Origin of the sequence: Bradyrhizobium sp. BRP19 (assembly GCF_020194195.1) — a bacterium.
In the GTDB taxonomy this organism is placed as follows: domain Bacteria; phylum Pseudomonadota; class Alphaproteobacteria; order Rhizobiales; family Xanthobacteraceae; genus Bradyrhizobium; species Bradyrhizobium yuanmingense.
In genome coordinates this window covers 854,204-875,605 of the sequence record NZ_JADYVZ010000001.1, presented here as the reverse complement: position 1 = coordinate 875,605, position 21,402 = coordinate 854,204, and the positions used below count along the sequence as shown (strand labels likewise).

Sequence of the window (21,402 nt, the reverse complement as noted above, 5' to 3'; positions counted from 1 at the left end):
GGATGCCGAGCTGGAGGAAATCAGATGGGTATGGTGATGATCAAGTGCCCGGAAACGGGCCGAGCCATTTCGACCGGCATCGAGATGGACCGCGAACGATTTCGGTGCAGTGCAGTGTTCTTCTCTCGCACCTATTGCGAGATGTGTGCGGCAACGCACGAGTGGTTTGCCAAGGAGGCCTGGGTCTACGAAACGGGAAGTCCGGGGGTAGGCAGTCGTTCCGCGCGGGGGCGGCGTGAAGAAGCAGCCTGACGGCGTCCTGCGAAGCAATCCGATCAATTTGCCCGGGGACGGGCATTACGTCGCGGCGAGGTCGCGCAGCATGTAGGTCGCGCCGTCGCCGTAGGATGCGAGCTTTGCGTGCAACTCGGCGTCCGCCGTCACGGTCCGAAAGCCGATGCGTTCCCATAGCGGCCGCGTGCCGTAGACCGAGACCAGCGCGAGTGTTCTGATGCGTGATGCACGCGCCAGCTTCTCGATATCACCGACATAAGCGCGCACGACGCCGCCGCGGAACTCCGGCAATACGGCGACGTCGTGGATGTAGAGACAGTCGGCGCTATCATGCAATTCCTGCAGAAAGCCGTCGAGCGGCGGAATCCGGTACCGCATCCAGGGATGCGCCAGCCCGTAGCCGGCGATGCCCCGGTCCGTATCGAGTACGCTGCAGCCGTCCGGGCAAAGCCTGATCTTCTCCGCCAGCACCTCTTCGCGTTCGGGCAACGCCGGATGGATGCGTGCCGCAATCGCGCTGATCGCAGGAAGGTCGGAGGCGCGCGCGGGACGCCAATGCGGCTTGCTCATGTCGATCCGTCGTTCGTGGTGTCCTTCCAATCTATTCCGCCGCGGCGATGCGCGCAGCGGGAAAGATCCTGGCGGCCGTTATCGCGGATATTCCAGCTGCATCGCCACGAAGTCGGCCGTGCGTGCTCCGTAGCGCGTCTCGATCGCGCGCAGCGTTTCGTCCAGCGCCCGCGCCGGCGGCGAGGCGCCGGAATCCGGCACGGCCTGCTCCGCCGGCCAGCTCCCGGCAATGCGGTCCGGCAGGATGCGAAGACCGCTGCGGCTGGTCCGCGCCTCTGCCGTGGCGGCGAAGGTGAGGGCGCGCGAGCGGTAGGTGCGCGACCACGCATCGGCGATCAGGGCGAGCGAGACCTCGTCGACATCAGGCGTCAACGCGATGCCGAGTTGCTCGCGCTTCCAGAATGCGAGCGTGTTTGCGATCGCCGTCAGCGCGAAGGGGCGTGTGAAGCTGAACGCGTCGCTGCGGTGGCGCGCGTCCCATCGCGCAAGGCCGATGTCGCCGGCGACCGCCTCGGCCTTGGCACGGCCGGCGATCGCCTCGATCAAGGTGAGGGCCATCGGCATGGATGCGGTGATGCCAGTGGTCGTCGCGACGCCCTGGTCGACGACCAGCCTGCGGTCCGCCGCGTAGCGGATCGTCGAATGCTTCTTCAGATCGCCCACGGAATACCAATGCGTCGTGGCCCGCTTGCCGTCGAGCAGCCCGGTGTTGGCAACAACCGTGGCACCGACGCACACGCCGATCACAATCGCGCCCTTGCCGGCTTGGCTCCTGATCCAGTGCAAGACCGTTGCGTCGTCGTCGCGGCTCATCGCCGGCACGATGACGTAGTCGGCGCCATCGGGGTGCGCGGCATCGAACTCGGCGATGGTCGCATGCGGCTGCACCTTGAGGGCGGGATAGAGCGTGACGGGCCCTGGCTGCGTCGACAAGGTGAGGACGTCGGCGATGTCGGCGCGGGCGAGAATGCCGTAGGGCATCAGGTAATCGGTGGTCTCGCTCATGTCGTTGATGCCGACGATGGCGATCAAGGGGCGCTTGCGTTTCGGCGGTTTCAGCGCCGCGAGGGTCGACTCGGTTTCGTCTCTGGAAATCGCAGGCGCGGTTCCCGAGGCTGGCGCGGCTGGCAGCAGGAGCAGCCAGGTCGCGCCGATCCCTGCCAGCAATGTCATGCCGCCGAGGGCAGTCCACGCCAGATTGCGCCAGCTCATCATGATGTCACCCGCTCGTCTCACGCGGCGCGGAAGCTATCCGGTCGCATCGACGTCAGGAATGACGCAAATCCGGCAAAAACGGTCACGCTGCGCGAAGATCCATCGCAGGATCGCCGCACGTCTGCAGGGGCTCTATCGCAGCCCCTCATACACCATCAGCCCGCGCGCGATCTGCAATTTGCGGATGGCGCGCGGCAGGAGTTTCTCCGGCTGGTGCAGGTAGCGCCAGGAAGTGAGGGTGAAGGCGGACAACGTGCCGCATTCGTCGTCGAACGGCGCGAGCACGCCGGTGACGCTGACCGGCGTATGCGGGCGGGCGTTGAAGGGCAGCAGCAGGAGCTCGAGATGCGCCTTGCTGCCGTCCTCCCGCGCGGCGGTGACGCCGGCGATCGCGCCCAGTGCCTCGTCGGCGACGATCGTCGTGATCTCCTCGATCTCGCTGCGGCTGGCTTCTGTGAACAGCGCCGCAAAGCTGCGGTCCTTGAGGTCGGTTCCCGCGAGCGCGCAGACGCGCGTGCCGGCGACGCGGAACGGGAAGCCGAGGTTCGGCTCGCAGGACAACACGAAGATGTCGCCGAGCAGGCCGCGGACCGCGGCCGGGTCGATGTCGGCCCGGTCAGGAGCCCGTGCAGTGCCGCGCTTCTTGTCCCAATACGCGAAGAACGCGCGGCTCGACGGATGTTTCATGACTGAACGCTCGCCCCGGGGGTGCAACCTCGAAGGGACAGACTTGTCCCGCTTCAGTGCACCCGCGATCCCTTCTGTTGTTGTGCAGGAGGGGATTTGCAGCGTCCATGCCGCCGGCGCGTTTTCAGGCTTCTTGGTCCGGCCTTTGCGTCGTTAACGTTAAATTAACTATGCGCTTCGTGCCGGCCGCGCGCCTGCTATGGTGACCGCGGTCGCAAGCCTCGCCGCTTTTCTCCAGGTTCTCGGCGGGGCCTGTACAGGGCGTCAAACAGTTTGGTCACGGGCCGCGGGGAGGGGTGGGGATACGCCTTGTCTCTCCGGCCACCGGAAGACCGACACGGACAGGCAGGGCTTCGGCCCTGCCTTTTCCTTTTGTGCACTTGCGCAGGGACGGCAAAGGCGCCTATCTCCAAGTCTGTCGCCCCGATGTCGCCCGAAAGCGAAGCTGCCTTGGATTTCCCGCAAGATTCGTCGCCGCAAGGTCCTGAGCCGGGCCGGCCGGCCGTCGTGGAGGCTCCGCGCGAGCCGATCCTGACGCTGCCTCCGGCGCTGACCGCCTATATCCTGCTGCTGGCGGTGATCCATCTGCACGTGCTGCTACCGCCCGAGCTCGAGAACTGGACCATCGACGTCTTCGGCTTCATCCCGAAGCGCTACGATTCCTCGCTGCTCAATCTGCAGATCCCGGGCGGGGCGGGGGCGAAGGTCTGGACCTTCGTCACCTATTCGCTGCTGCACGCCAATCTCACCCATCTCGGCTTCAACGTGCTGTGGCTCTTGCCGTTCGGCAGCGCGTTGGCGCGGCGTTTCGGCACCGTCAGGTTCTTCGTCTTCCTGGCCGTGACGGCGGCGGCCGGCGCGCTCGCCCATCTCATCACCCATGAGCATGCGGTGGCGCCGATGATCGGCGCCTCGGCCTCGGTGTCGGGCGCGATGGCGGCCGCAATCCGCTTTGCCTTCGTCCGCGGCAGCTTCCTGTCGTTCAGCCGATCGGATGCCGATACCGCCGCGAAAGTTCCGGCGCTGCCGCTGTCCCGCGCGCTCCGCGACGGGCGGGTGGTCGGCTTCCTCGCCGTCTGGTTCGGCATCAACATCATATTCGGCGTGGGCGCGATCGGGGTCGATGCGGAAACCACGAGCGTGGCCTGGCAGGCGCATATCGGCGGCTTCTTCGCCGGCCTGTTGTTGTTCGCGCTGTTCGATCCCGTGCCGCGCGTGCGAAGCGATGCTGCGGATGCGTCATCACGGGACGTTTCAGACCGTATCTGAAGCGGCGCTTGCGACGCGGCCCGAATTCATCCATCATTCCCGCGAAGAATGTTCCGAAGCGACACGTCCTTAGCGACGATGCTTCGCAAAGCGCACGAGCGTGAAACCGGCGCTGTAACTGTTAGTTGAAGACTCGCGAACAAGTCCGAACCGCCAAAGGCGGACGGCTCGGATTCAGGGAGGCGACGATGACGGTACGTTCCATTCTGAACACCAAGGGCCACCAGATCATGAGCGTCGAGCCCGACGCCAAGCTGGCGGACGCGATCAAGCTGCTCGGCGAGAAGAAGATCGGCGCGGTGCTGGTGATGAGCCAGAGCCGGCTCGAGGGCATCCTGTCGGAGCGCGACATTGTGCGCGTGCTCGGCGAGCGCGGCGCCGGCGTGCTGGAGGCGCCGGTCTCGGAGGTGATGACCCGCAAGGTCGTGACCTGCAAGGAGACCGACACCGTCGCCGAGCTCATGGAGATGATGACGACCGGCAAGTTCCGTCATCTGCCCGTGATCGACAACGGCAAGGTGGTCGGCCTGATCTCGATCGGCGACATCGTCAAGCGCCGCGTCCAGGAATACGAGAGCGAGCAGGAAGCCCTGCGCGACTACATCAAAACCGCCTGATCAGGCCAAGTCTCCCGCTTTCGGCTCGTCCGCTTTCGGCGCGATGCCCGCGGGCGCCGGCGCCAGCACGTGGATCGCCTCCTGGATGGACTCCAGTGCACGCTCCGCAGCGCGCGTGCCATGTGCGATCAGGTCTTCGGAGCGGTGGAAGTCGAACCAGCCGAACTGACCGACCCGCGGCGTGATCAGCATGTCGGGCGGATCGCCGGCGAGACGGGCGCGGGTGATGCGGTCCTGCATGATGTTGAAGGCGTCCACCATCACCGAGGAGATGCCGGGCCGGCCGTTACCGCCGAAGAACTCGCGCTTCATCGTCTTCTCGGGCGAGAACAGGCGCGGGAAGCGCCGCTTCGCCGTCGGCTCCTCGGCCACCGGTACGACCGGGGCGGGCACTGCGCCGTGCGAATAGATCGTGGTGGAATGGGTGAAGATGTCGCTGGAAAGATTTGCGGCGATGACGATTTCGGCGCCGAGCGCGCGGGCGGCCGAGACCGGCACCGGGTTCACCAGCGCGCCGTCGACCAGCCAGCGGTCGCCGATCAGCACGGGCGCGAAGATGCCGGGCAGGGCGTATGAGGCGCGCATGGCATCGACCACGCGGCCGCGCGTCAGCCAGATCTCGTGGCCGGTGCGAACCTCGGTCGCGACGCTCGCGAACTTGATGGGCAGGTCCTCGATCAGGATCTGCCCGATCGCCTCCTCGAGCCGGGTCGCGAGCTTCTCGCCACCGAGCAGGCCGGAGCCGTTGAGACGGATATCGAGATAGCCGAGAATGTTGCGCATCCCTTGCAGGCTGCGCCCCCATTCCTCGAACGTATCGAGCCGGCCGGCCGCGTGGAGGCCGCCGACCACGGCGCCGATGGACGTGCCGACCACGACATCGGGCACGATTCCATTGGCAATCAGGGTCCTCAGGATTCCGATATGGGCAAAGCCGCGCGCCGCGCCGCCGCCGAGGGCAAGGCCGATCACCGGCCGGCGGATGCTGCCCAGGCCAACTTTTTCGCCGACTTTTTCGCCCACCTTCTCGCCGTTCGAGCCGTTCGCGCCCCGGCCTTTCAATCTGTCCAGCACCGAAACTCTCCTACGCCGGGCCAGCCCGCATCGTCAGACTAGGCATCGCACTTGCGCTTCGCCATATCAGGCGCGAAGCATGGTTTATGCCGCTTTGGAAAGGGCACGGGGCAGGAATATGGCGAGGGCCGGTTGCCACGGGACTAATCACGCAGCCGTCAAGCCGGTTCCACCGAAGGTCCAAGGCCGTATTTCCTGGGGTTTCAGAGGCTTGAATTTGCCGCGTTTTCGGTGAAAAGCAGGAAGCATGACACGCGGGGGTGACGGCATCGGCGGATGGCGGCGCAGCGGCAGGCTGCTGCCGGGGCTGATCCTTGCCGTATGCCTCTTGACTTCCGGCCGAAATGCCGCCCAGGCGCAGCTTTTCTCGGATCGTCCGCCGCCGGTACCGCCGGCCTCGGTGCCCGACCCAGGCAACGCTGTCAGCCTGGCGCCGCCCTCCGGGCTGGGCGCGGGACCGTCAAGCCTGCCGCCGACCCTGATGCAGCCGGCGACCCCGAGCATGCCACCGCCCGCGGTCTCGACCGTGCCGCCCGCCGCCCCGCTGAATGCGGCCGTGCCCGGACAGGGCGTGCTGTCGTTGACGGCGAAATACGGCAAGGACTCGGCGCCGATCACCAGCGGCCTGGTCTGGCGCGTGTTTGCCGACCGGCCTGACGAGAACGGCACCTTCAAGCTGATCCGCGAGGACCGCAGCGGGACGCCGAACATCGTGCTGCCGCCCGGCAATTATGTCGTCCACGTCGCCTTCGGCCTCGTCAGCGCGGTGCGCACCGTCAGCCTGAAGTCCGAGACCAATCGCGAATCGTTCGTGCTGCCGGCCGGCGGCCTGCGCATCGAGGGCCGCGTCGGCACCAGCCGCATTCCGCAGAACCAGATCTCATTCGCGATCTACAAGGGCAGCCAGTTCGAATCCGGCGAGCGCGCTTCCCTGGTGCCGAACGTCGCCGCCGGCGACGTCGTGCTGATCCCGGAGGGCACCTATTACATCGTCTCCAACTACGGCGATGCCAATTCGGTGGTGCGCTCGGACATCCGCGTCCAGGCCGGCAAGCTCACCGACGTCACCATCACCCACCGCGCCGCCGTCATCACGCTCAAGCTGGTCAGCGACAGGGGCGGCGAGGCGCTCGCCAACACCGCCTGGTCGGTGCTGACCCCCGGCGGCGACGTCATCAAGGAATCGATCGGCGCGTTCCCGCGCGTCGTGCTGTCCGAAGGCGAGTACCGCGCCATCGCCAAGAACGAGGGCAAGGTCTACGAGCGCGGATTCAACGTCGTCAACGGCGTCGACGGCGAAGTCGAGGTCATCGCGCGCTAAGGGCAGCCGGCGGCGAGAGGCTCCGGCACGACGATTCTCATCGCGCGCACGGATGTGCATCATCTGTTACCGTCACCGTCAGTGGGTTTCTGCCAGGTAACCTCGGACCCCTCTCTGTGTTCTGTTGTGAACACTGGTAGCGTCATCATTACGTGCAGGGGCCAGCAAACACCGGCGGCATCGGCTTATTCCAGCAGCAGCGCGTCTTGCTTACGATCGTGGACGGTACGTATTTCCGATAATCAATTTTATTCTCTTTCCATCCTGCTGCGCTATATGTCTGGCGTCCGTCCAACGGGGGGAAGCCGGAGCAGGCTCATGCCTTGCAGGACCGGCATGGAGCAGGGGACCAGGCTTGTCGACATGTTCGAAGTGATCCTCACCAGGCGCAAGCGGTTCGGCTGGCGGTGGCAGGTGTGCGACCAGTCCGGCAAGATATTTGCCGACGGCTTCGAGCGCACGCGCCCGTCCGCCAAATATCAGGGCGAACGCGCGTTGTTCTTCCTGCTGTCCCAGGCCTATTTGCGCAACCGCTCGGCGGCCTCCAGCGAGGATTAGCGGGGTAGGCCACCATCCCTTGCGTTGCCCGACGGGCAAAACATCCAATCTATGGGTCAACGCACGCGGCCCAAAATATTCCGCTTTACCGAAATTCGGAAATCGCGTATGTGTCGCGCAACCCGGCCCAAGGAAGAGGGGCGTATCGCGATCGTCACGAACGCGGGACGGGGGGCGGTGGACGCTGATGGCGTTGGCGCGAAAGGGTTTGCAGGGCGGAGAGCCGTGAGCAAAGACCTCGCGCATACGACCGGTGTCATCGGCGTACGGCAAAATCGTGTGGTCCTGGCGCCCGGGGTCTGTGCGCCAAGTCTTGCGGTGATGTGGTTGCCCGACCGGGCGATGCGCATCAGCCATCCGCAAGGCGACGGGGGCAATAGTGCATCGCCTCCCGGGGAGAGCACGACATAAGCCGTAAAGCCACTGCGCAGGGAAGGCCGGATGCTTGGCTTCACCTGTATGCCGCTGTGCAAATTCTTCGTTGCCACCTTTCGCACAGTGGACCGTGGGTGCCCGGCCGGCACCCGGTCTTCCCTGCGCCCTCTTTCACTTGAGGGTGGGACGACAAGGCAAAGCTCGGGCGAAATGCGCCGCGAGGATGCGGCAGCGTGCCTGCGAGTCACGCGAATTGGAGAGACGCGGTGTCGCAACTTGCTCCGTCATTGCGAGCGAAGCGAAGCAATCCAGGAATGCATCCGCGGAAGATTCTGGATTGCTTCGCTGCGCTCACGGTGTTGAGGCAGGTGCGCGCCAAAGCTCCGCTCTCGGGCCCGGCTCTGCGCCGCATCGCTTGCGCGCCGCGCTGTGTCCGGGACACGAGAGCATCGCCTTCGCGCAACCGTCACAGTCTCTAACGCCCACTAACCAACACCTGACTTAAAACTGTCATAATCACCGAATGGAACCCGCGCCTGTGCGCTTTTTACACGTCGTTAAGCGCGCCTGCATTGGATGCGGCGGGAAAGTGCGTTGGGGACTGCAATGACTGCCGCGAAGAAGATGCCGGGAAAACCGGCCGCCGAAATGTTCGACGACATCCCGGTGCTTCAGCGCAAATGGCGTGCGGCGTTGAAGCCGGGCGAGCGGTTGCCGCGTTACGAGGACGTCATGCTCGGCAGTCTCGGACGGCTCGCCGACCACATCGCGCTCTTGAAGAACGATGGCGTGCTCGAACTGTCGCGCAGCGGACGCTACGTGCAGAAATGGCTCGGCGAGGAGCGCTGGGACATTCCCCTAGCCGAGCTGTCGCCCGATTGCGCCACGGCGCTGTCGGAAGCGGCGGCGAGCGCGCTGGCGGCCGGACGGCCGCACCGGGCGAGCGCGCATTGCGTGCGCGACGGCATGGTCAGGACCTACGACGTGCTGGCGCTGCCGACGTCCTCGCGCTGGGGCGCGACGCTGATCGGCGCCTATGTCAACGAGCGCGGCGCGCAATACAATCTCCTCGACGCCATCTTTTCCGCGACCGACGACGCCGTGGTCTCCCTGGCGACGCTGCGCGATGCCGCCGGCAAGCCGTTCGACCTTCAGGTCGTGCACCACAACAAGAGCGCGGGTGAGCTGCTGAAGGTTGCAGGCGCAAGCCTGTTGTGGCGGCGGATCGGTGAGGGCGGCACGCTGCTGGCTTTGCCCGAGGTGATGGAATTCCTGCTCAAGGCCGTTGCGGGCAGCCGCTGCGAGCAGCTCGAGCTGGAGAGCGAGGGGCGCTACCTCAGGCTCAGCGCCACGGCCTTTGCCGACGTGGTCTCGCTGACCATCTCCGATGTCACTGTCCTGAAGCGGCGCGATGCTTCGTTCCGCCTCCTGTTCGACAACAATCCAATGCCGATGTGGGTGTTCGACGCAGAGACCAAGGAGTTCCTCAGCGTCAACGACGCCGCGGTCCAGCACTACGGCTACAGCCGCGCGACCTTCCTGCGCATGAAGCTGCACGAGATATGGCCGGAGGACGAGTGGGACAGCCACGCCGCGGCGCTGGAGCGCCTCGGCGACGCCTACCACTCCTCGCGCAATTGGCGACACTTGCGCGCCGACGGCAGCGAGATCGAGGTGCTCACCTTCGGCCGTCGCGTCGCCTTCGACGAGCGCGACGGCTATCTGGTGGCGGTGGTCGACATCACCGAACGACGCAAGGCCGAAGCGCGCATCGCCTATATGGCGCATCATGACGGGCTCACCGACCTGCCGAACCGCGAGCACTTCCAGGAGCGCCTGAAACAGGCGCTGGACCAGGCCGCGGGAAAACGGGTCGGCGTGCTCTACATCGACCTCGACCTGTTCAAGAACATCAACGATTCTTTCGGTCATCCGGTGGGCGATCGCCTGTTGAAGCAGGTCGCCGAGCGCCTGACCATAGCGGTCCGCGGCACCAATCTCGCCGCGCGGCTCGGCGGCGATGAGTTCGCCGTCATCTTGGCTGCCGACGTCTCGCCGAACGAGGCCAGCGCCTGTGCCTCCCTGCTGATCGACATGCTCAAGGCACCTTACGACGTCGACGGACAGGAGATGGTGATCGGCGCCAGCGTCGGCATCGCGCTGTCCCCGGGCGATGGCACCACGCCGGAAGAGTTGATGCGCAATGCCGACATGGCGCTGTACCGGGCCAAGGCCGACGGCGGCGGCGTGCACCACTTCTTCGAGCGTGAGATGGACCTCCAGGCGCAGAGGCGCCGCGACATGGAGCTGGATCTGCGCCGGGCATTCGCCAACGGCGAGTTCGAGCTGCACTATCAACCGCTGGTGTCGATCGCCTCCGACCGCATCTCCGGCTTCGAGTCGCTGCTGCGCTGGCGTCATCCGGACAAGGGCATGATCTCGGCCGCGGAGTTCATACCCGTCGCCGAAGACATCGGCCTGATCACCCAGCTCGGCGAATGGGTGCTGCGCGAAGCCTGCACCGAGGCGGTGAAATGGCCCGTCGACGTCAAGGTCGCCGTCAACCTGTCGCCGGCACAATTCCGCAGCCGCAACCTGGTCCAGGTCGTGATCTCGGCCCTGGCGCAGTCCGGCCTGTCGCCGAAGCGGCTCGAGCTCGAGATCACCGAGTCGATTTTCCTGGCCGAGACCGACGCCAATGTCGCCACCTTGCACCAGTTGCGCGAGCTCGGCGTCGGCATTTCCATGGACGATTTCGGCACCGGCTATTCCAGCCTGAGCTATCTCCGCAGCTTTCCGTTCGACAAGATCAAGATCGACCGCTCCTTCGTCAAGGATCTGGCTGAGCGGCCCGACTGCGGTGCGATCGTGCGCGCGATCTCGGGTTTGGGGCGCAGCCTCAACATCACCACGACCGCGGAGGGCGTGGAGACCGAGGATCAGCTCGACTGGTTGCGCGCCGAAGGCTGCAACGAGGTGCAGGGATTTCTGTTCAGCGCCGCGCGGCCGGCGGCCGAGCTCGGAAAGCTCCTCGCCGATTTCGGCCAGCGCACCTCACGGGCGGCGTAATGCGGGCGGATAGCAATCGTAGACCAGCGCCTTGAACGCGGGGGTGATGCGGCCGCGCTCGTTCTGGGTCTGCTGCATCATGACGTAGACCATGTCGAGCTTGGGATCGACGCCGAAATAGGTGCCGCTCCCCGAGTCCCATTTCAATTCGCCGAGCGAGCCCGGCGGCGGCGGTTTTGCATTGCCGGGATCGGTGCGCACCGCAAGGCCGTAGCCATAGCCGAAGCCGTCGCCTGGAAAATAGAAATAGTCGCGTCCGACGCCGGAGCCCGGCCCGATCTGATCGGTCGTCATGGCCTTGAACGCCGCGGGGCTGAGATAGCGCCTGCCCTCGAGCTCGCCGCCGTTGAGCAGCATCTGCGAGAAGCGCTGATAGTCGGTGATGGTCGAGAGCAGGCCGCCGCCGCCCGACTGCCATTCTGGATGGTCCAGGCGGTCGCGCTCGCCGGCGAGCAGGATTGAGTCGCTCGGCAGCGGCCGCGCCATCCGCGCCAGCTCGTCCTCGGTCGCGAGCGTAAATTTGGTGCTGTTCATGCCGAGTGGATCGAAGATGCGGGCCTTCAGGAAGTCGTACAGCGTCTGGCCCGAGATGATCTCGATGACGCTGCCGAGGACGTCGGTGGAATGGCCGTAGCGCCACAGCGTTCCGGGCTGCCGCGCCAGCGGCAGCTTGGCGATGCGATCGGCGAATTCCCTGTTGTCGAAATGGCCCGCGAAGATGTTGGCCATCTTGTAGGCGTGCTCGACCCATTCGCTGCCGATGTAATCGTAGCTGATGCCCGAAGTATGCCGCAGCAGATCCTCGATGTTGACGGGGCGGTCCGGTGGGTCGAGGTCCAGCTCGACCGTGCCGCCTGGTAGGGTCACCTCGCGGCCCACCTTGGTCTCGGCGAACAGCGGGACGTATTTCGACACGGGGTCGGTCAGCGCGAGCTTGCCCTCGTCGATCAGCATCATCGCGGCGAGGCACGTGATCGGCTTGGTCATGGAGTGGATGGCAAAGATCGTGTCCGGCGTCATCGCGACGCCGCTCCTGGTGTCGCGCACGCCGAAGCACTTCAGATAGACCGGCTTGCCGTGTTGCTGAACGAGGATCACCGCGCCCGGCAGGCGGCCGCTTGCCACCTCGTTGTCGAAGAACGCCGTGATGCGGTCGAGCCCGTCGGGCGAGGGGGCGGGGATGTCCGCGGCCCGGCTTCGCGCCATCGTGCCGGCGAGCATCGCGGCCCCGACCAGAAATTCACGGCGTCTCATCCGGAGCTTCCTCCCCGGCGGGATCAAAGCCGCAAGAGGCTCGATGCGTCAACACAACATCGATTAAAATCGCGTCACGATGTCCGAAAGTGACGGGCGCGGACGGTCCTCGTTCGGCTTGGTCGGCGTGCCGATATGAATGAAGCCGGCGAGCTTCTCATCCGGCTTGAGGCCGAGGCCGTCGAGCACGTCGCGGTCGAAAGAGAACCAGCCGGTCAGCCAGCAGGCGCCGTAGCCGAGTGCGGTGGCGGCGGTGACGATGTTCATGGCGCTGGCGCCCGCCGACAATTCCTGCTCGAACGCCGGCACCTTCGGATGCGGCCTGGTGAAGCTGACGATGCCGATCACCAGCGGTGCGTCCATTAGGCGCTTGCGCTCGGTCTCGACGTCGGCCGCCGGCGCCCCCGGATTCTTCCTGGCGAAGACCCGCGCGATCACCTCGCCGGCACGTAGCCGGGCCTCGCCCTCGAAGATGATGAAGCGCCAGGGCGCGAGCTTGCCGTGATCCGGCACGCGCGCCCCGATGGTGAGGATGGTCTCGAGCTCGGCCGCCGACGGGCCGGGCCCCGTCATCTCGCGCGGCTTGACCGAGCGGCGGGTCTTCAGGAGTTCGATGGCATCGGGCACTGCGATATCCTCTTCGAATGGTCGGCGGGCGTGCCATGCCGAGATAAGCATGCACGCCCGCAACCGGAAGCGAATTTAGATCGATTTCAGGGCTCAGACGGCGCCGCGCGCCCGCTTCACGTCCGGCGGCGTCGCCTCGTCGACCAGGGCGGCGATCGCCTCGGCCGTGGTCATCACCTTCTGGCCGTCGCTGCCGAGCCGGCGGACCGAGACGGAGTGCGTCTCGGCCTCTTTCTTGCCGACCACGAGCAGGGCCGGGATCTTGGCCAGCGAGTGCTCACGGACCTTGTAGTTGATCTTTTCGTTGCGCAGGTCGATCTCGACCCGAAGCCCGGCGCGCCGCGCCTGCTCCAGCACCACCTTGGCGTATTCGTCGCCTTCCGAGGTGATGGTGGTGACAACCGCCTGCACCGGCGAGAGCCAGAGCGGGAAGTTGCCGGCATAGTGCTCGATCAGGATGCCGATATAGCGCTCCATCGAGCCGCAGATCGCGCGGTGCACCATCACCGGCGGTTTCTTGCCGCCGTCATGGTCGATGTAGAAGGCGCCGAACCGCTCCGGCAGGTTGAAGTCGACCTGCGTGGTGCCGCACTGCCAGTCGCGACCGATGGCATCGCGCAGAACGTATTCGAACTTCGGCCCATAGAACGCGCCTTCGCCCGGATTGATCTCGGTCTTGATGTGATTGTTCTGCGACTGGATCTCGCGCAGCACCGTCGCCATCACGCGCTCGGCGTGATCCCACATCGCATCGGTGCCGACGCGTTTCTCCGGCCGGGTCGAGAGCTTCACCGTGAGGTCGCCGGTGAAGCCGAAATCGGCATAGGTCGACAGGATCAGATCGTTGATCTTCAGGCACTCCTCGGCGAGTTGATCCTCGGTGCAGAAGATGTGCGCGTCGTCCTGGGTGAAGCCGCGCACGCGCATCAAGCCGTGCATGGCGCCGGAGGGCTCGTAGCGGTGCACCACGCCGAACTCGGCGAGGCGCAAGGGCAGGTCGCGGTAGCTCTTCAGGCCGTGCTTGAAGATCTGGACGTGACCGGGGCAGTTCATCGGCTTGAGCGCAAACCAGCGCTTGTCCTCGGCCTCGTCGCCGGCCGATTGCGCCGCGAACATGTTCTCGCGATACCAGCCCCAATGGCCCGAGGTCTCCCACAGCACCTTGTCGAGGATCTGCGGCGCGTTGACCTCGTTGTAGTCGCCGGAGAGGCGCCGGCGCATATAGGCGATCAGCTGCTGGAAGATGGTCCAGCCCTTCGGATGCCAGAACACGACGCCCGGACCTTCCTCCTGGAAGTGGAAGAGGTCGAGCTCGCGCCCGAGCTTGCGATGGTCGCGCTTCTCGGCTTCCTCGATCTGCTTCAGGTAAGCGTCGAGGTCCTCCTGCTTGGCGAAGGCTGTGCCGTAAATGCGCGTCAGCATCGGGTTGTTGGAATCGCCGCGCCAATAAGCGCCGGCCACCTTCATCAGCTTGAAGGCGCCTCCGACCTTGCCGGTCGAGGTCATGTGCGGACCGCGGCACAGGTCGAACCAGTCGCCCTGGTAGTAGATCTTGATCGGCTCGGTGCCGGGAATGGCGTCGACCAGCTCGACCTTGAAGGCCTCGCCCTTGTCGCGGAACACCTGCTTGGTCTTTTCGCGGTCCCAGACTTCCTTGGTGAAAGGCTTGTCGCGCGCGATGATCTCGCGCATCTTCTTCTCGATCGCGGCAAAGTCTTCCGGCGTGAACGGCTCGTTGCGGAAGAAGTCGTAATAGAAGCCGTTCTCGATCACGGGGCCGATCGTGACCTGGGTCCCCGGCCACAGCGTCTGCACCGCTTCCGCCAGCACGTGTGCGCAGTCGTGCCGGATCAATTCGAGCGCGCGCGGATCGTCGCGATTGACGAGCTCGATTCCAGCGTCGGCCTCGATCGGATCGTTGAGATCGGCAAGCGCGCCGTCGAGCGCCATGGCGACCGTGCGCTTGGCCAGCGACGGCGAGATGCCCTTGGCGATATCGAGGCCGGTGATGCCCTTGTCGAACTGGCGCTTGGCGCCGTCGGGGAAGGTGAGGGTGACTTTGGCGGCGGGGGTCACGGGCTTCAAATTGGAGAGGCTGTACTGGAAGCCGGACTCGGATTTGGGCTGGTCGGACATTGCTTTTCTCCTGGGGCTCACTCCTGCGAACGAGCGCAGGTAAGCGGGAACGAGCGATATATCAGGCGATTCGGCCTGCGCAATCCGGCATTTCCAAGAAAGTGGCGCGCAAAACCGGGGGCGGAGCCCGCAACTATTTGACGTTGTACCCTTTAACCGGTCGCGGGCCGCCGCTACATGCGGTTGCATGAAAAGCGCCCCAGCCGCCGGCCGTTTCGCGCCAACCGCCCTGATGCTCGGCAATCTCGTGACCGGCTGCTCGGTGTTGGCACCGGCGGGCATGCTGCCGGAATTGTCGGCGGGGCTCGGGATCAGCATCCACGCGGCCGGGCTCCTGATCACCTTCGGCGCGGTGACGCTGTGCGTCGGCTCGCCGCTGACGGCGTGGCTGACCAGCCGCATCGAACGGCGGATCCTGCTCGCCACGACGCTGGCGGTGCTCGCACTCGGCAATCTCGCCTCCGCGTTTGCGCCCGATTACACCAGCCTGCTGATCATTCGGCTCGCGATGCTCGCAGTCGGCTCGCTCTATACGCCGCAGGCGGCCGGCACGGCTGCGCTGATCGTGCCGGCGGAACGGCGCGGCAGCACCATTGCGTACCTCTTCCTCGGCTGGTCGCTCGCAGCCGCCGTCGGCCTGCCGCTCATCACCTTTATCGCCAGCCGCTACGGCTGGCGCGCGGCCTATGGCGGGGTCGGCGCGCTCGGCTGCGTCAGCTTGCTGCTGTTGCTGCTGCGTCTGCCGGCGGGCCTGCAGGGCGCACCGGTCGATCTGAAGACATGGGCCGCCGTCGGCCGAAGCAGGACGATCCTGCTGCTGCTCGCGATCACGATGCTGCAAATGTCGGGGCAGTTCGTCGTGTTCACCTATATGGGCCCGCTGCTCAACAAGCTCACTGGCGCCGGCCCCGATGCGATCGGCTTGGTCTTCGCGCTGTACGGGATCTGCGGCTTCCTCGGCGTCGTCGTCGCCACCCGCATCGTCGACACTGCGGGGCCCTATCGCACCTCGTTGCTGTTCACCTGCCTGCTGCTTGCCGGGATGAGCGGGTGGGCCCTCGGCGCCGGCTCGCTCGTCATGATGGCGGGCGCGGTGACGATCTGGGGCCTTGGCTTCGCCTCGACCAATTCGATGCAACAGGTGCGGCTGGTCGCGGCTGCGCCGCCGCTGGCGTCGGCCACCGTCGCCCTCAACACATCCGTCCTCTATATCGGCCAGGCGGTCGGCTCCGCGGTCGGCGGCTTGCTGTTCGCCCGCGAGCTCCTGCACACGCTCGGCTTCGTCGCGGTCGGTTTCGTCGTGCTGGCACTGATCCTGGTGGTCGTGACCCGGCCCAGGCGGGCGGCTGCCGCCACCGCCTGAACGCAGCAGGTCGTGCGCGCAAGGCGCTTGGCAAACCTCGCGCGGGAGCGGTAGAAGGCCGGCGTGGGGATCAAAGAGAGTTGACTGAGATGAGGATGATTCTGGCGGTTGCCGCGGTGCTCTATTCAGCCTCCGCATTTGCGCAGACCGAGAAGCCACCCATGGTGGGGGACAAGCCGCTGGTGCAGGTCAAGCCGAAAGGCGCCAAGGAGGCTGTCGCCGCTCCAAAGGGCAAGCCGCAATCGATCGCGGTCCGCCTCCAGACCTGCCTCGAAATCGACGACGGCACCAAGGATCGCCTCAACTGCTACGACGCGGTGATCCCGCCGGCGCCGAAGCCGAAGCCGGCCAAGGCCAAGGGCTATGCCGACTGCCGCTTCTTCAAGGAAGAGGACGAGCGGCTGGCCTGCTTCAACGGCTTTGCCGAGAGCATTCCGAAGCTGCCCAGGAACTGATATTGGGAACTGATATCCCGGCTAGGGATTTGTGGAGGCGACGCGCGTCAGCGCGAGCGACGGCGTCGCCGCCATCTTCACCAGCACGTCCTTGAGCGGATCGCGCGTCCAAGCGCGGGTGACATAGTCGCGATGGGTGATGCCCTCGCCGGTCTCCACGAACACCACACTGCCGGGTCGTAGCGGCCCGTCCATGTCCTCGGCGACGCTGATGCCCTTCTGGCGGAGCATGCTCATCAGCTCCCGGTCCCGCCGCGCGGTGTGGCGGGTGTAGGCGCTGACGAAGAAGCCGGAACGGTGGCTCTCGATCCAGGACGCGAATTTGTCCATCTCGCCATAGACGGCATCGAGCAGCACCACGCCGCGCACGCGGTCGCTGATGCCACCGACCTCGAGGCTCCACGCCGTCGGCAGGAAGCCGCCGCTATAGCCGACGATCACGATCGGCATGTTGGCGAAGGCGCGCGCGCTGTTGGGATCGCCGGTGAGGCGCGCAAGATGGTCGGCCGATTCCGCCATGAAGCGCTTGAAGCCGCCCGGCTGCCAGAATTTTCCGGCGCTAGAATCGGCGGCGTCGACCGCCATCTGCGGCGCAAGCAGGATCGCATTGGCGCCGGAATCGGTGACCTGTTTCGGCACCATCTGCCGGTCGCGGACGTCGCGCTCGAGCGTTGCGCCATTGCCGTGGAAGAACACCACGATCACGCCCGGCTTGCGCAGGTCGAAATGCTCGGGCACGTGCACCAGCACGCGGCTGTCGCTGTAGGTCTCGTCCTGCCAGTAGACGCGGCCGGAATAGCTGCGGTGGCCGCGGCGGTCGCCCTTGGAGATGTTGAGGAAGGGCGCGTCGGAGGCGGGGTTGTTGCCGAAATAGGGAAAGGCCGACGACTTCATGCTGACGAGTGTCGTCAGATCCTCGCGGGCGGGGCGCTTGTACGGCACTTGCGGCTCGAGCGAGGCCACCTTGTAGGACGCCTGGTCCGGTATCTGTCGCTGGACTGCGCTCTTGGGTGAGAAGTCCGACATCTGCCGATGCAGGAAGCTTTCACTCGCCGAGGGAAAGCGCTCCCTAAACTGCGGGGCAGGGAAGCGATCCTCGAACGTGTCGCCGCTTGCCACGCGCGCGTTCGAGCTCTGCGAATTGGTCTTGGCGACCACCTGGACATTCGCCTGGGAGTTCGCCGCCAGCGCCGCCGGATCCGGCGCCTTGCCGCATTGAACCAGCGTCAGCGACAACGGCACCATGACTGAGATTAGACCGGCCCGGAGCGCACGATCATGCCGACCGGACATTGTCCGATCGGCACGATCATCAGCTCTCAGTTTAGGAGCGGCCCCGGCCATCCACCCATGACCCCAAAGTCACGACCCAAGTCTTACGTCCCAGGTCATACGTCCAAGTCACACGTCCATCGGCAAACTTGAAACAATTGAGCCGACTGGCGTTTAGGCGACGTTAAGCGTCCGGAGAAACTTCCCCACATCCGGAACGCTCGAAAGGACCATGCAATCGTGTCCTGATTGTGGGGGAGCGGAACGGACAATCCCGGCTGCATCCAGAGACATCGTCCAAAGAAGCGCCTAGGCGGTGGTCAGGTACCTACCTCCGTTGCCTCATTTAACCCTTGTTAACCCTGCTTGAATTGACTGGGCCAAAGTGCACGATCGGCCCATTAGGCGAAGCGCCTGAGGTTAAGGACCCCGATGACGGCATCAGATGCGGGTACCCCGCCCTGGACGGACCGGCTGACCGGGAGGGGGCCGGGGTCTCCGTTCCGGTCGCCACCGCCATCGTCGTGGCCGACATGATCGGGGTCGGCGTCTTCACCAGCCTCGGCTTCCAGGTCAAGGACATCCCGTCCGGCTTCTCGATCCTGCTGCTCTGGACGGTCGGCGGCGTCGTCGCGCTGTGCGGTGTGTTCGCGTACAGCGAGTTGGGCGCGATGTTTCCGCGCTCGAGCGGCGAGTACAATTTCCTCGGCCGCGCCTATCACCCGGCCTTCGGCTTCCTCGCCGGCTGGGTGTCGGCCACGGTCGGCTTCGCGGCGCCGGTCGCGCTCGCCGCGATGGCGTTCGGGGAATATGCCAAGTCGGTCGTACCCGATCTGCCGGCGATTCCGCTCGCCATCGGCGTGGTGTGGCTGGTTTCCCTGGTGCAACTGACCGGCGTCAGGCACTCATCTACGTTCCAGTTGATCTCGACCGTCCTCAAGGTCGTGCTGATCGTCGGCTTCCTGGTCGCCGGCTTCGTCATCGCCGTGCCGCAGCCGATCAGCTTCACGCCGCAGCCCGGCGATATCGCTCACATCGTCAGCGCGCCGTTCGCCATCGGGCTCGTCTTCGTGATGTATTCGTTCTCGGGCTGGAATGCCGCCACCTACATCATCGGCGAGATGAAGACGCCGCAACGGAACCTGCCGCGCGCGCTGCTCGCGGGCACGCTGATCGTGCTCGTGCTGTATGTCGCGCTGAACGCGGTATTTCTCCATTCGGCGCCGGTCAGCGCGCTCGCCGGCCAGCTCGACGTCGCCAGTGTCGCCGGCACGGCGATCTTCGGCACCCTCGGCGGTCGGATCGTCGGCGCCATGATTTGCTTCGGTCTGATCTCTTCGATCAGCGCGATGATGTGGATCGGCCCGCGCGTGATGATGACGATGGGGGAGGACATTCCCGCCTTGCGCGTTTTCTCCAAGCGGTCCGTGAGCGGCGCGCCGGCCTATGCCATCCTGTTCCAACTGGCCATCGCCAATCTTCTGTTGTTCACGCGCAGCTTCGAGGCGGTGCTCGATTTCATCCAGTTCGCGCTGTTGTTCTGCTCGTTCTTCACGGTCGCAGGCGTCATCAAGCTGCGTATCACCGATCCCGATCTGCCGCGGCCCTATCGCGCCTGGGGATACCCGTTCACGCCGCTCGTGTTTCTGCTCGTGACCGCGTTCATGATGTACTACCTTCTGACGGAGCGGCCGCTTCAGTCGCTGTCGGGAATGCTCGTCATGCTCTCCGGCCTTTTGATTTACGCTGTTTTCCGCAGGCGGCCCGTCGTCGCTGCCGCATCACCGCATCGCGAATAGACATGCTCCGCCCCCTGAGAATTGCGGCCGTTGCTTTCGTCCTCCTGGCTGCGGCCGTCTCGTCCGCGCGTGCCGCAGACGTCACCTTCGATGACACGGCGCGCTTCCTTGCGGGCATGCAGCCTTCGGCGGACTCGCCGCTGGTGCCGCTCACCAGGGACCCGGCCTGGCAGCGTCACGCCAAATTCTTCGACGGCGCCTTCGCTCAGCTCGAGCAGCGTCAGCTCTCGAAGGTCCGCAGCTGGGCCGACCTCAATCTGGCCGCGCCCCGACCGACCATGTTCTATTTGTTCAGCGGCCCCGATTTCCTCTACGCCAACACCTTCTATCCCAAAGCCAGCACCTACGTGCTCGGCGCGCTGGAGCCGGTCGGCGCGGTCCCCGATTTGACGCGGCTGCCGCGCGGTTCGGTCGGCGCTGCGCTCTATAACGTCGAACGCTCGCTTGGCTCGATCCTGAGCTTCTCGTTCTTCATCACCAAGCAGATGAAGGTCGACCTGAGCGCCAACCAGGTCAACGGCACCCTGCCGATCCTCTATGTCTTCCTCGCCCGCTCCGGCAAGACCATCCGCAACGTCGAGATGGTCGCGCTCGACGACAAGGGCGGGCTACATGTCGGCGGCGACAATCCCGGACGGAACGTGACGCGCGGCGTCCGCATCAGCTTTGCCGGCAGCGACGGGGAAGCGCGTACGCTGTATTATTTCGCAACCGACCTCTCAAATTCCGGCGCACGTGCCACGGGCTTCCTGAAATTCTGCGAGACGCTCGGGCCCGGCAACAGCCTGCTTAAGAGTGCGTCCTACTTGTTGCACTCCGGCAATTTTACCGTCGCACGCGACTGGTTGCTCGCCAACAGCGCCACCATCATCCAGGACGATTCCGGCATTCCGCTTGCGAACTACAATGCGCGGCAATGGCGGTTCTTCCCGTTCGGCCGCTATCTCGGCCCCATCGACGAATTCCCCGGCCGCTACCAGGAGCGCTACGCCGAGCTGTTCACGCGCGCCCAGCCGATCGATTTCGGCGTCGGCTATCGCTGGCGCATGCGTGAATCGAATTTGCTGCTGGCGGTGAAGGTGCCGGGCAGCGAGACCGCACCGGCTGCAGAGACCACTTCGGCCGCCGAGCCGGCGCCAAAGGCGCCGCGCCCGAAGCGGCTACGACCGCCGGAGTCGATCCCTCCGTCACAGGGACGGTTCTACTGGTTCCGGTGACTACCAATGCACGCTCTGGCTCGGCACGATGAACGTCGTCGTGCTCGGCTGTGTTGCAAGGCTCCTCTCAAGATACCAGCCTGAGCCGAGGACGAGCGCAAGCAAAGCGATGATGGCGAGCAGGTCGATGGTTCTTGGATCGTGTGCCCTGTGATCGAGATTCGGACCGGGCTTGACGTGAAAATGCGGGCTGATTTTCCAGCGCATTGTTGTTTCCTCCCGTGGGGAGCATCAAGACAACGCGGGCGGAAAGTCTAAGGTTCCGGTCAGGGCGGCGCTGTTCAGAGCAC

Annotated in this window: 18 protein-coding genes and 1 pseudogene; 10 read left to right on the top strand and 9 right to left on the bottom strand. The window is 65.3% G+C overall.

Annotated features, from left to right (window positions below):
* Positions 1-24 precede the first annotated feature (24 nt).
* Entirely contained in the window at positions 25-252 is a 228-nt protein-coding gene (locus I6F36_RS04270) for a hypothetical protein (protein ID WP_225115087.1), read from the top strand.
* A gap of 45 nt (positions 253-297) precedes the next feature.
* On the opposite strand, the gene I6F36_RS04265 is transcribed toward I6F36_RS04270, so the two are convergent.
* From I6F36_RS04265 to I6F36_RS04255, 3 genes are all read right to left on the bottom strand, one after another.
* Positions 298-804: a GNAT family N-acetyltransferase gene (locus I6F36_RS04265; protein ID WP_225132646.1), complete on the bottom strand. Its 507-nt coding sequence runs from the start codon at positions 802-804 to the stop codon at positions 298-300.
* Between the two features lie 78 nt (positions 805-882).
* Positions 883-2,016 carry a DJ-1/PfpI family protein gene (locus I6F36_RS04260; protein ID WP_036015286.1) on the bottom strand — a complete coding sequence of 378 codons (1,134 nt, stop codon included), beginning with the start codon at positions 2,014-2,016 and terminating at the stop codon, positions 883-885.
* A 135-nt stretch (positions 2,017-2,151) separates the two neighbouring features.
* On the bottom strand, positions 2,152-2,706 hold the full coding sequence (locus tag I6F36_RS04255; RefSeq protein ID WP_036015243.1) for a PAS domain-containing protein: 555 nt from the start codon (positions 2,704-2,706) through the stop codon (positions 2,152-2,154).
* Between the two features lie 450 nt (positions 2,707-3,156).
* Here I6F36_RS04255 and I6F36_RS04250 point away from each other — a divergent pair, with 450 nt between their 5' ends.
* Together I6F36_RS04250 and I6F36_RS04245 are read left to right on the top strand one after the other, a co-directional pair.
* Entirely contained in the window at positions 3,157-3,975 is an 819-nt protein-coding gene (locus tag I6F36_RS04250) for a rhomboid family intramembrane serine protease (protein WP_225171045.1), read from the top strand.
* Positions 3,976-4,163: 188 nt separating this feature from the next.
* On the top strand, positions 4,164-4,592 hold the full coding sequence (locus I6F36_RS04245) for a CBS domain-containing protein (RefSeq protein ID WP_036015240.1): 429 nt from the start codon (positions 4,164-4,166) through the stop codon (positions 4,590-4,592).
* Here I6F36_RS04245 and I6F36_RS04240 read toward each other — a convergent pair whose 3' ends face one another.
* Complete coding sequence (locus tag I6F36_RS04240) at positions 4,593-5,666, bottom strand: patatin-like phospholipase family protein (protein WP_036015237.1); 1,074 nt, start codon at positions 5,664-5,666, stop codon at positions 4,593-4,595.
* Between the two features lie 247 nt (positions 5,667-5,913).
* Here I6F36_RS04240 and I6F36_RS04235 point away from each other — a divergent pair, with 247 nt between their 5' ends.
* The 3 genes from I6F36_RS04235 (at position 5,914) to I6F36_RS04225 (ending at position 10,989) form a co-directional block, all read left to right on the top strand.
* Positions 5,914-6,987: a hypothetical protein gene (locus tag I6F36_RS04235; protein ID WP_225132645.1), complete on the top strand. Its 1,074-nt coding sequence runs from the start codon at positions 5,914-5,916 to the stop codon at positions 6,985-6,987.
* 318 nt (positions 6,988-7,305) lie between these two features.
* Positions 7,306-7,545 carry a hypothetical protein gene (locus I6F36_RS04230; protein WP_225115011.1) on the top strand — a complete coding sequence of 80 codons (240 nt, stop codon included), beginning with the start codon at positions 7,306-7,308 and terminating at the stop codon, positions 7,543-7,545.
* 981 nt (positions 7,546-8,526) lie between these two features.
* Positions 8,527-10,989 (top strand): bifunctional diguanylate cyclase/phosphodiesterase, encoded by a 2,463-nt coding sequence (locus tag I6F36_RS04225; protein ID WP_225171044.1) that lies wholly within the window; start codon positions 8,527-8,529, stop codon positions 10,987-10,989.
* Here I6F36_RS04225 and I6F36_RS04220 read toward each other — a convergent pair.
* The 3 genes from I6F36_RS04220 to thrS all read right to left on the bottom strand — a co-directional run bounded on the left by I6F36_RS04220 (position 10,975) and on the right by thrS (position 15,006).
* Positions 10,975-12,243 carry a serine hydrolase gene (locus tag I6F36_RS04220; RefSeq protein WP_036010489.1) on the bottom strand — a complete coding sequence of 423 codons (1,269 nt, stop codon included), beginning with the start codon at positions 12,241-12,243 and terminating at the stop codon, positions 10,975-10,977. The genes I6F36_RS04225 and I6F36_RS04220 overlap by 15 nt on opposite strands.
* A gap of 63 nt (positions 12,244-12,306) precedes the next feature.
* Complete coding sequence (locus I6F36_RS04215) at positions 12,307-12,870, bottom strand: nitroreductase (RefSeq protein WP_225132643.1); 564 nt, start codon at positions 12,868-12,870, stop codon at positions 12,307-12,309.
* Positions 12,871-12,963: 93 nt separating this feature from the next.
* Positions 12,964-15,006 (bottom strand): threonine--tRNA ligase, encoded by a 2,043-nt coding sequence (thrS, locus tag I6F36_RS04210; protein WP_225132642.1) that lies wholly within the window; start codon positions 15,004-15,006, stop codon positions 12,964-12,966.
* A 187-nt stretch (positions 15,007-15,193) separates the two neighbouring features.
* Here thrS and I6F36_RS04205 point away from each other — a divergent pair, with 187 nt between their 5' ends.
* Both I6F36_RS04205 and I6F36_RS04200 read left to right on the top strand, forming a co-directional pair.
* Positions 15,194-16,369, top strand: coding sequence for an MFS transporter (locus I6F36_RS04205; protein WP_225132641.1), 1,176 nt, complete (start codon positions 15,194-15,196; stop codon positions 16,367-16,369).
* 89 nt (positions 16,370-16,458) lie between these two features.
* Positions 16,459-16,824: a hypothetical protein gene (locus tag I6F36_RS04200; protein ID WP_036010500.1), complete on the top strand. Its 366-nt coding sequence runs from the start codon at positions 16,459-16,461 to the stop codon at positions 16,822-16,824.
* A gap of 21 nt (positions 16,825-16,845) precedes the next feature.
* Here I6F36_RS04200 and I6F36_RS04195 read toward each other — a convergent pair whose 3' ends face one another.
* Positions 16,846-18,168 carry an alpha/beta hydrolase gene (locus I6F36_RS04195; RefSeq protein ID WP_225132640.1) on the bottom strand — a complete coding sequence of 441 codons (1,323 nt, stop codon included), beginning with the start codon at positions 18,166-18,168 and terminating at the stop codon, positions 16,846-16,848.
* Positions 18,169-18,528: 360 nt separating this feature from the next.
* Here I6F36_RS04195 and I6F36_RS04190 point away from each other — a divergent pair.
* Positions 18,529-19,895, top strand: a pseudogene (locus I6F36_RS04190) (APC family permease).
* Between the two features lie 2 nt (positions 19,896-19,897).
* A complete protein-coding gene (locus I6F36_RS04185) occupies positions 19,898-21,112 on the top strand; it encodes a hypothetical protein (RefSeq protein WP_225171043.1) in 1,215 nt (404 codons plus the stop codon).
* On the opposite strand, the gene I6F36_RS04180 is transcribed toward I6F36_RS04185, so the two are convergent.
* On the bottom strand, positions 21,113-21,319 hold the full coding sequence (locus tag I6F36_RS04180; RefSeq protein ID WP_036044035.1) for a hypothetical protein: 207 nt from the start codon (positions 21,317-21,319) through the stop codon (positions 21,113-21,115).
* Positions 21,320-21,402 lie beyond the last annotated feature (83 nt).

Bases quoted from the DNA above. Each gene is read 5' to 3' on its own strand.
- I6F36_RS04255 (WP_036015243.1), bottom strand. From the start codon at position 2,706: ATGAAACATCCGTCGAGCCGCGCGTTCTTCGCGTATTGGGACAAGAAG.
- I6F36_RS04180 (WP_036044035.1), bottom strand. From the start codon at position 21,319: ATGCGCTGGAAAATCAGCCCGCATTTTCACGTCAAGCCCGGTCCGAAT.
- I6F36_RS04195 (WP_225132640.1), bottom strand. From the start codon at position 18,168: ATGGCCGGGGCCGCTCCTAAACTGAGAGCTGATGATCGTGCCGATCGG.
- I6F36_RS04220 (WP_036010489.1), bottom strand. From the start codon at position 12,243: ATGAGACGCCGTGAATTTCTGGTCGGGGCCGCGATGCTCGCCGGCACG.
- I6F36_RS04200 (WP_036010500.1), top strand. From the start codon at position 16,459: ATGAGGATGATTCTGGCGGTTGCCGCGGTGCTCTATTCAGCCTCCGCA.
- I6F36_RS04205 (WP_225132641.1), top strand. From the start codon at position 15,194: ATGAAAAGCGCCCCAGCCGCCGGCCGTTTCGCGCCAACCGCCCTGATG.
- I6F36_RS04235 (WP_225132645.1), top strand. From the start codon at position 5,914: ATGACACGCGGGGGTGACGGCATCGGCGGATGGCGGCGCAGCGGCAGG.
- I6F36_RS04185 (WP_225171043.1), top strand. From the start codon at position 19,898: ATGCTCCGCCCCCTGAGAATTGCGGCCGTTGCTTTCGTCCTCCTGGCT.
- I6F36_RS04245 (WP_036015240.1), top strand. From the start codon at position 4,164: ATGACGGTACGTTCCATTCTGAACACCAAGGGCCACCAGATCATGAGC.
- I6F36_RS04265 (WP_225132646.1), bottom strand. From the start codon at position 804: ATGAGCAAGCCGCATTGGCGTCCCGCGCGCGCCTCCGACCTTCCTGCG.
- I6F36_RS04260 (WP_036015286.1), bottom strand. From the start codon at position 2,016: ATGAGCTGGCGCAATCTGGCGTGGACTGCCCTCGGCGGCATGACATTG.
- I6F36_RS04270 (WP_225115087.1), top strand. From the start codon at position 25: ATGGGTATGGTGATGATCAAGTGCCCGGAAACGGGCCGAGCCATTTCG.
- thrS (WP_225132642.1), bottom strand. From the start codon at position 15,006: ATGTCCGACCAGCCCAAATCCGAGTCCGGCTTCCAGTACAGCCTCTCC.
- I6F36_RS04230 (WP_225115011.1), top strand. From the start codon at position 7,306: ATGCCTTGCAGGACCGGCATGGAGCAGGGGACCAGGCTTGTCGACATG.
- I6F36_RS04225 (WP_225171044.1), top strand. From the start codon at position 8,527: ATGACTGCCGCGAAGAAGATGCCGGGAAAACCGGCCGCCGAAATGTTC.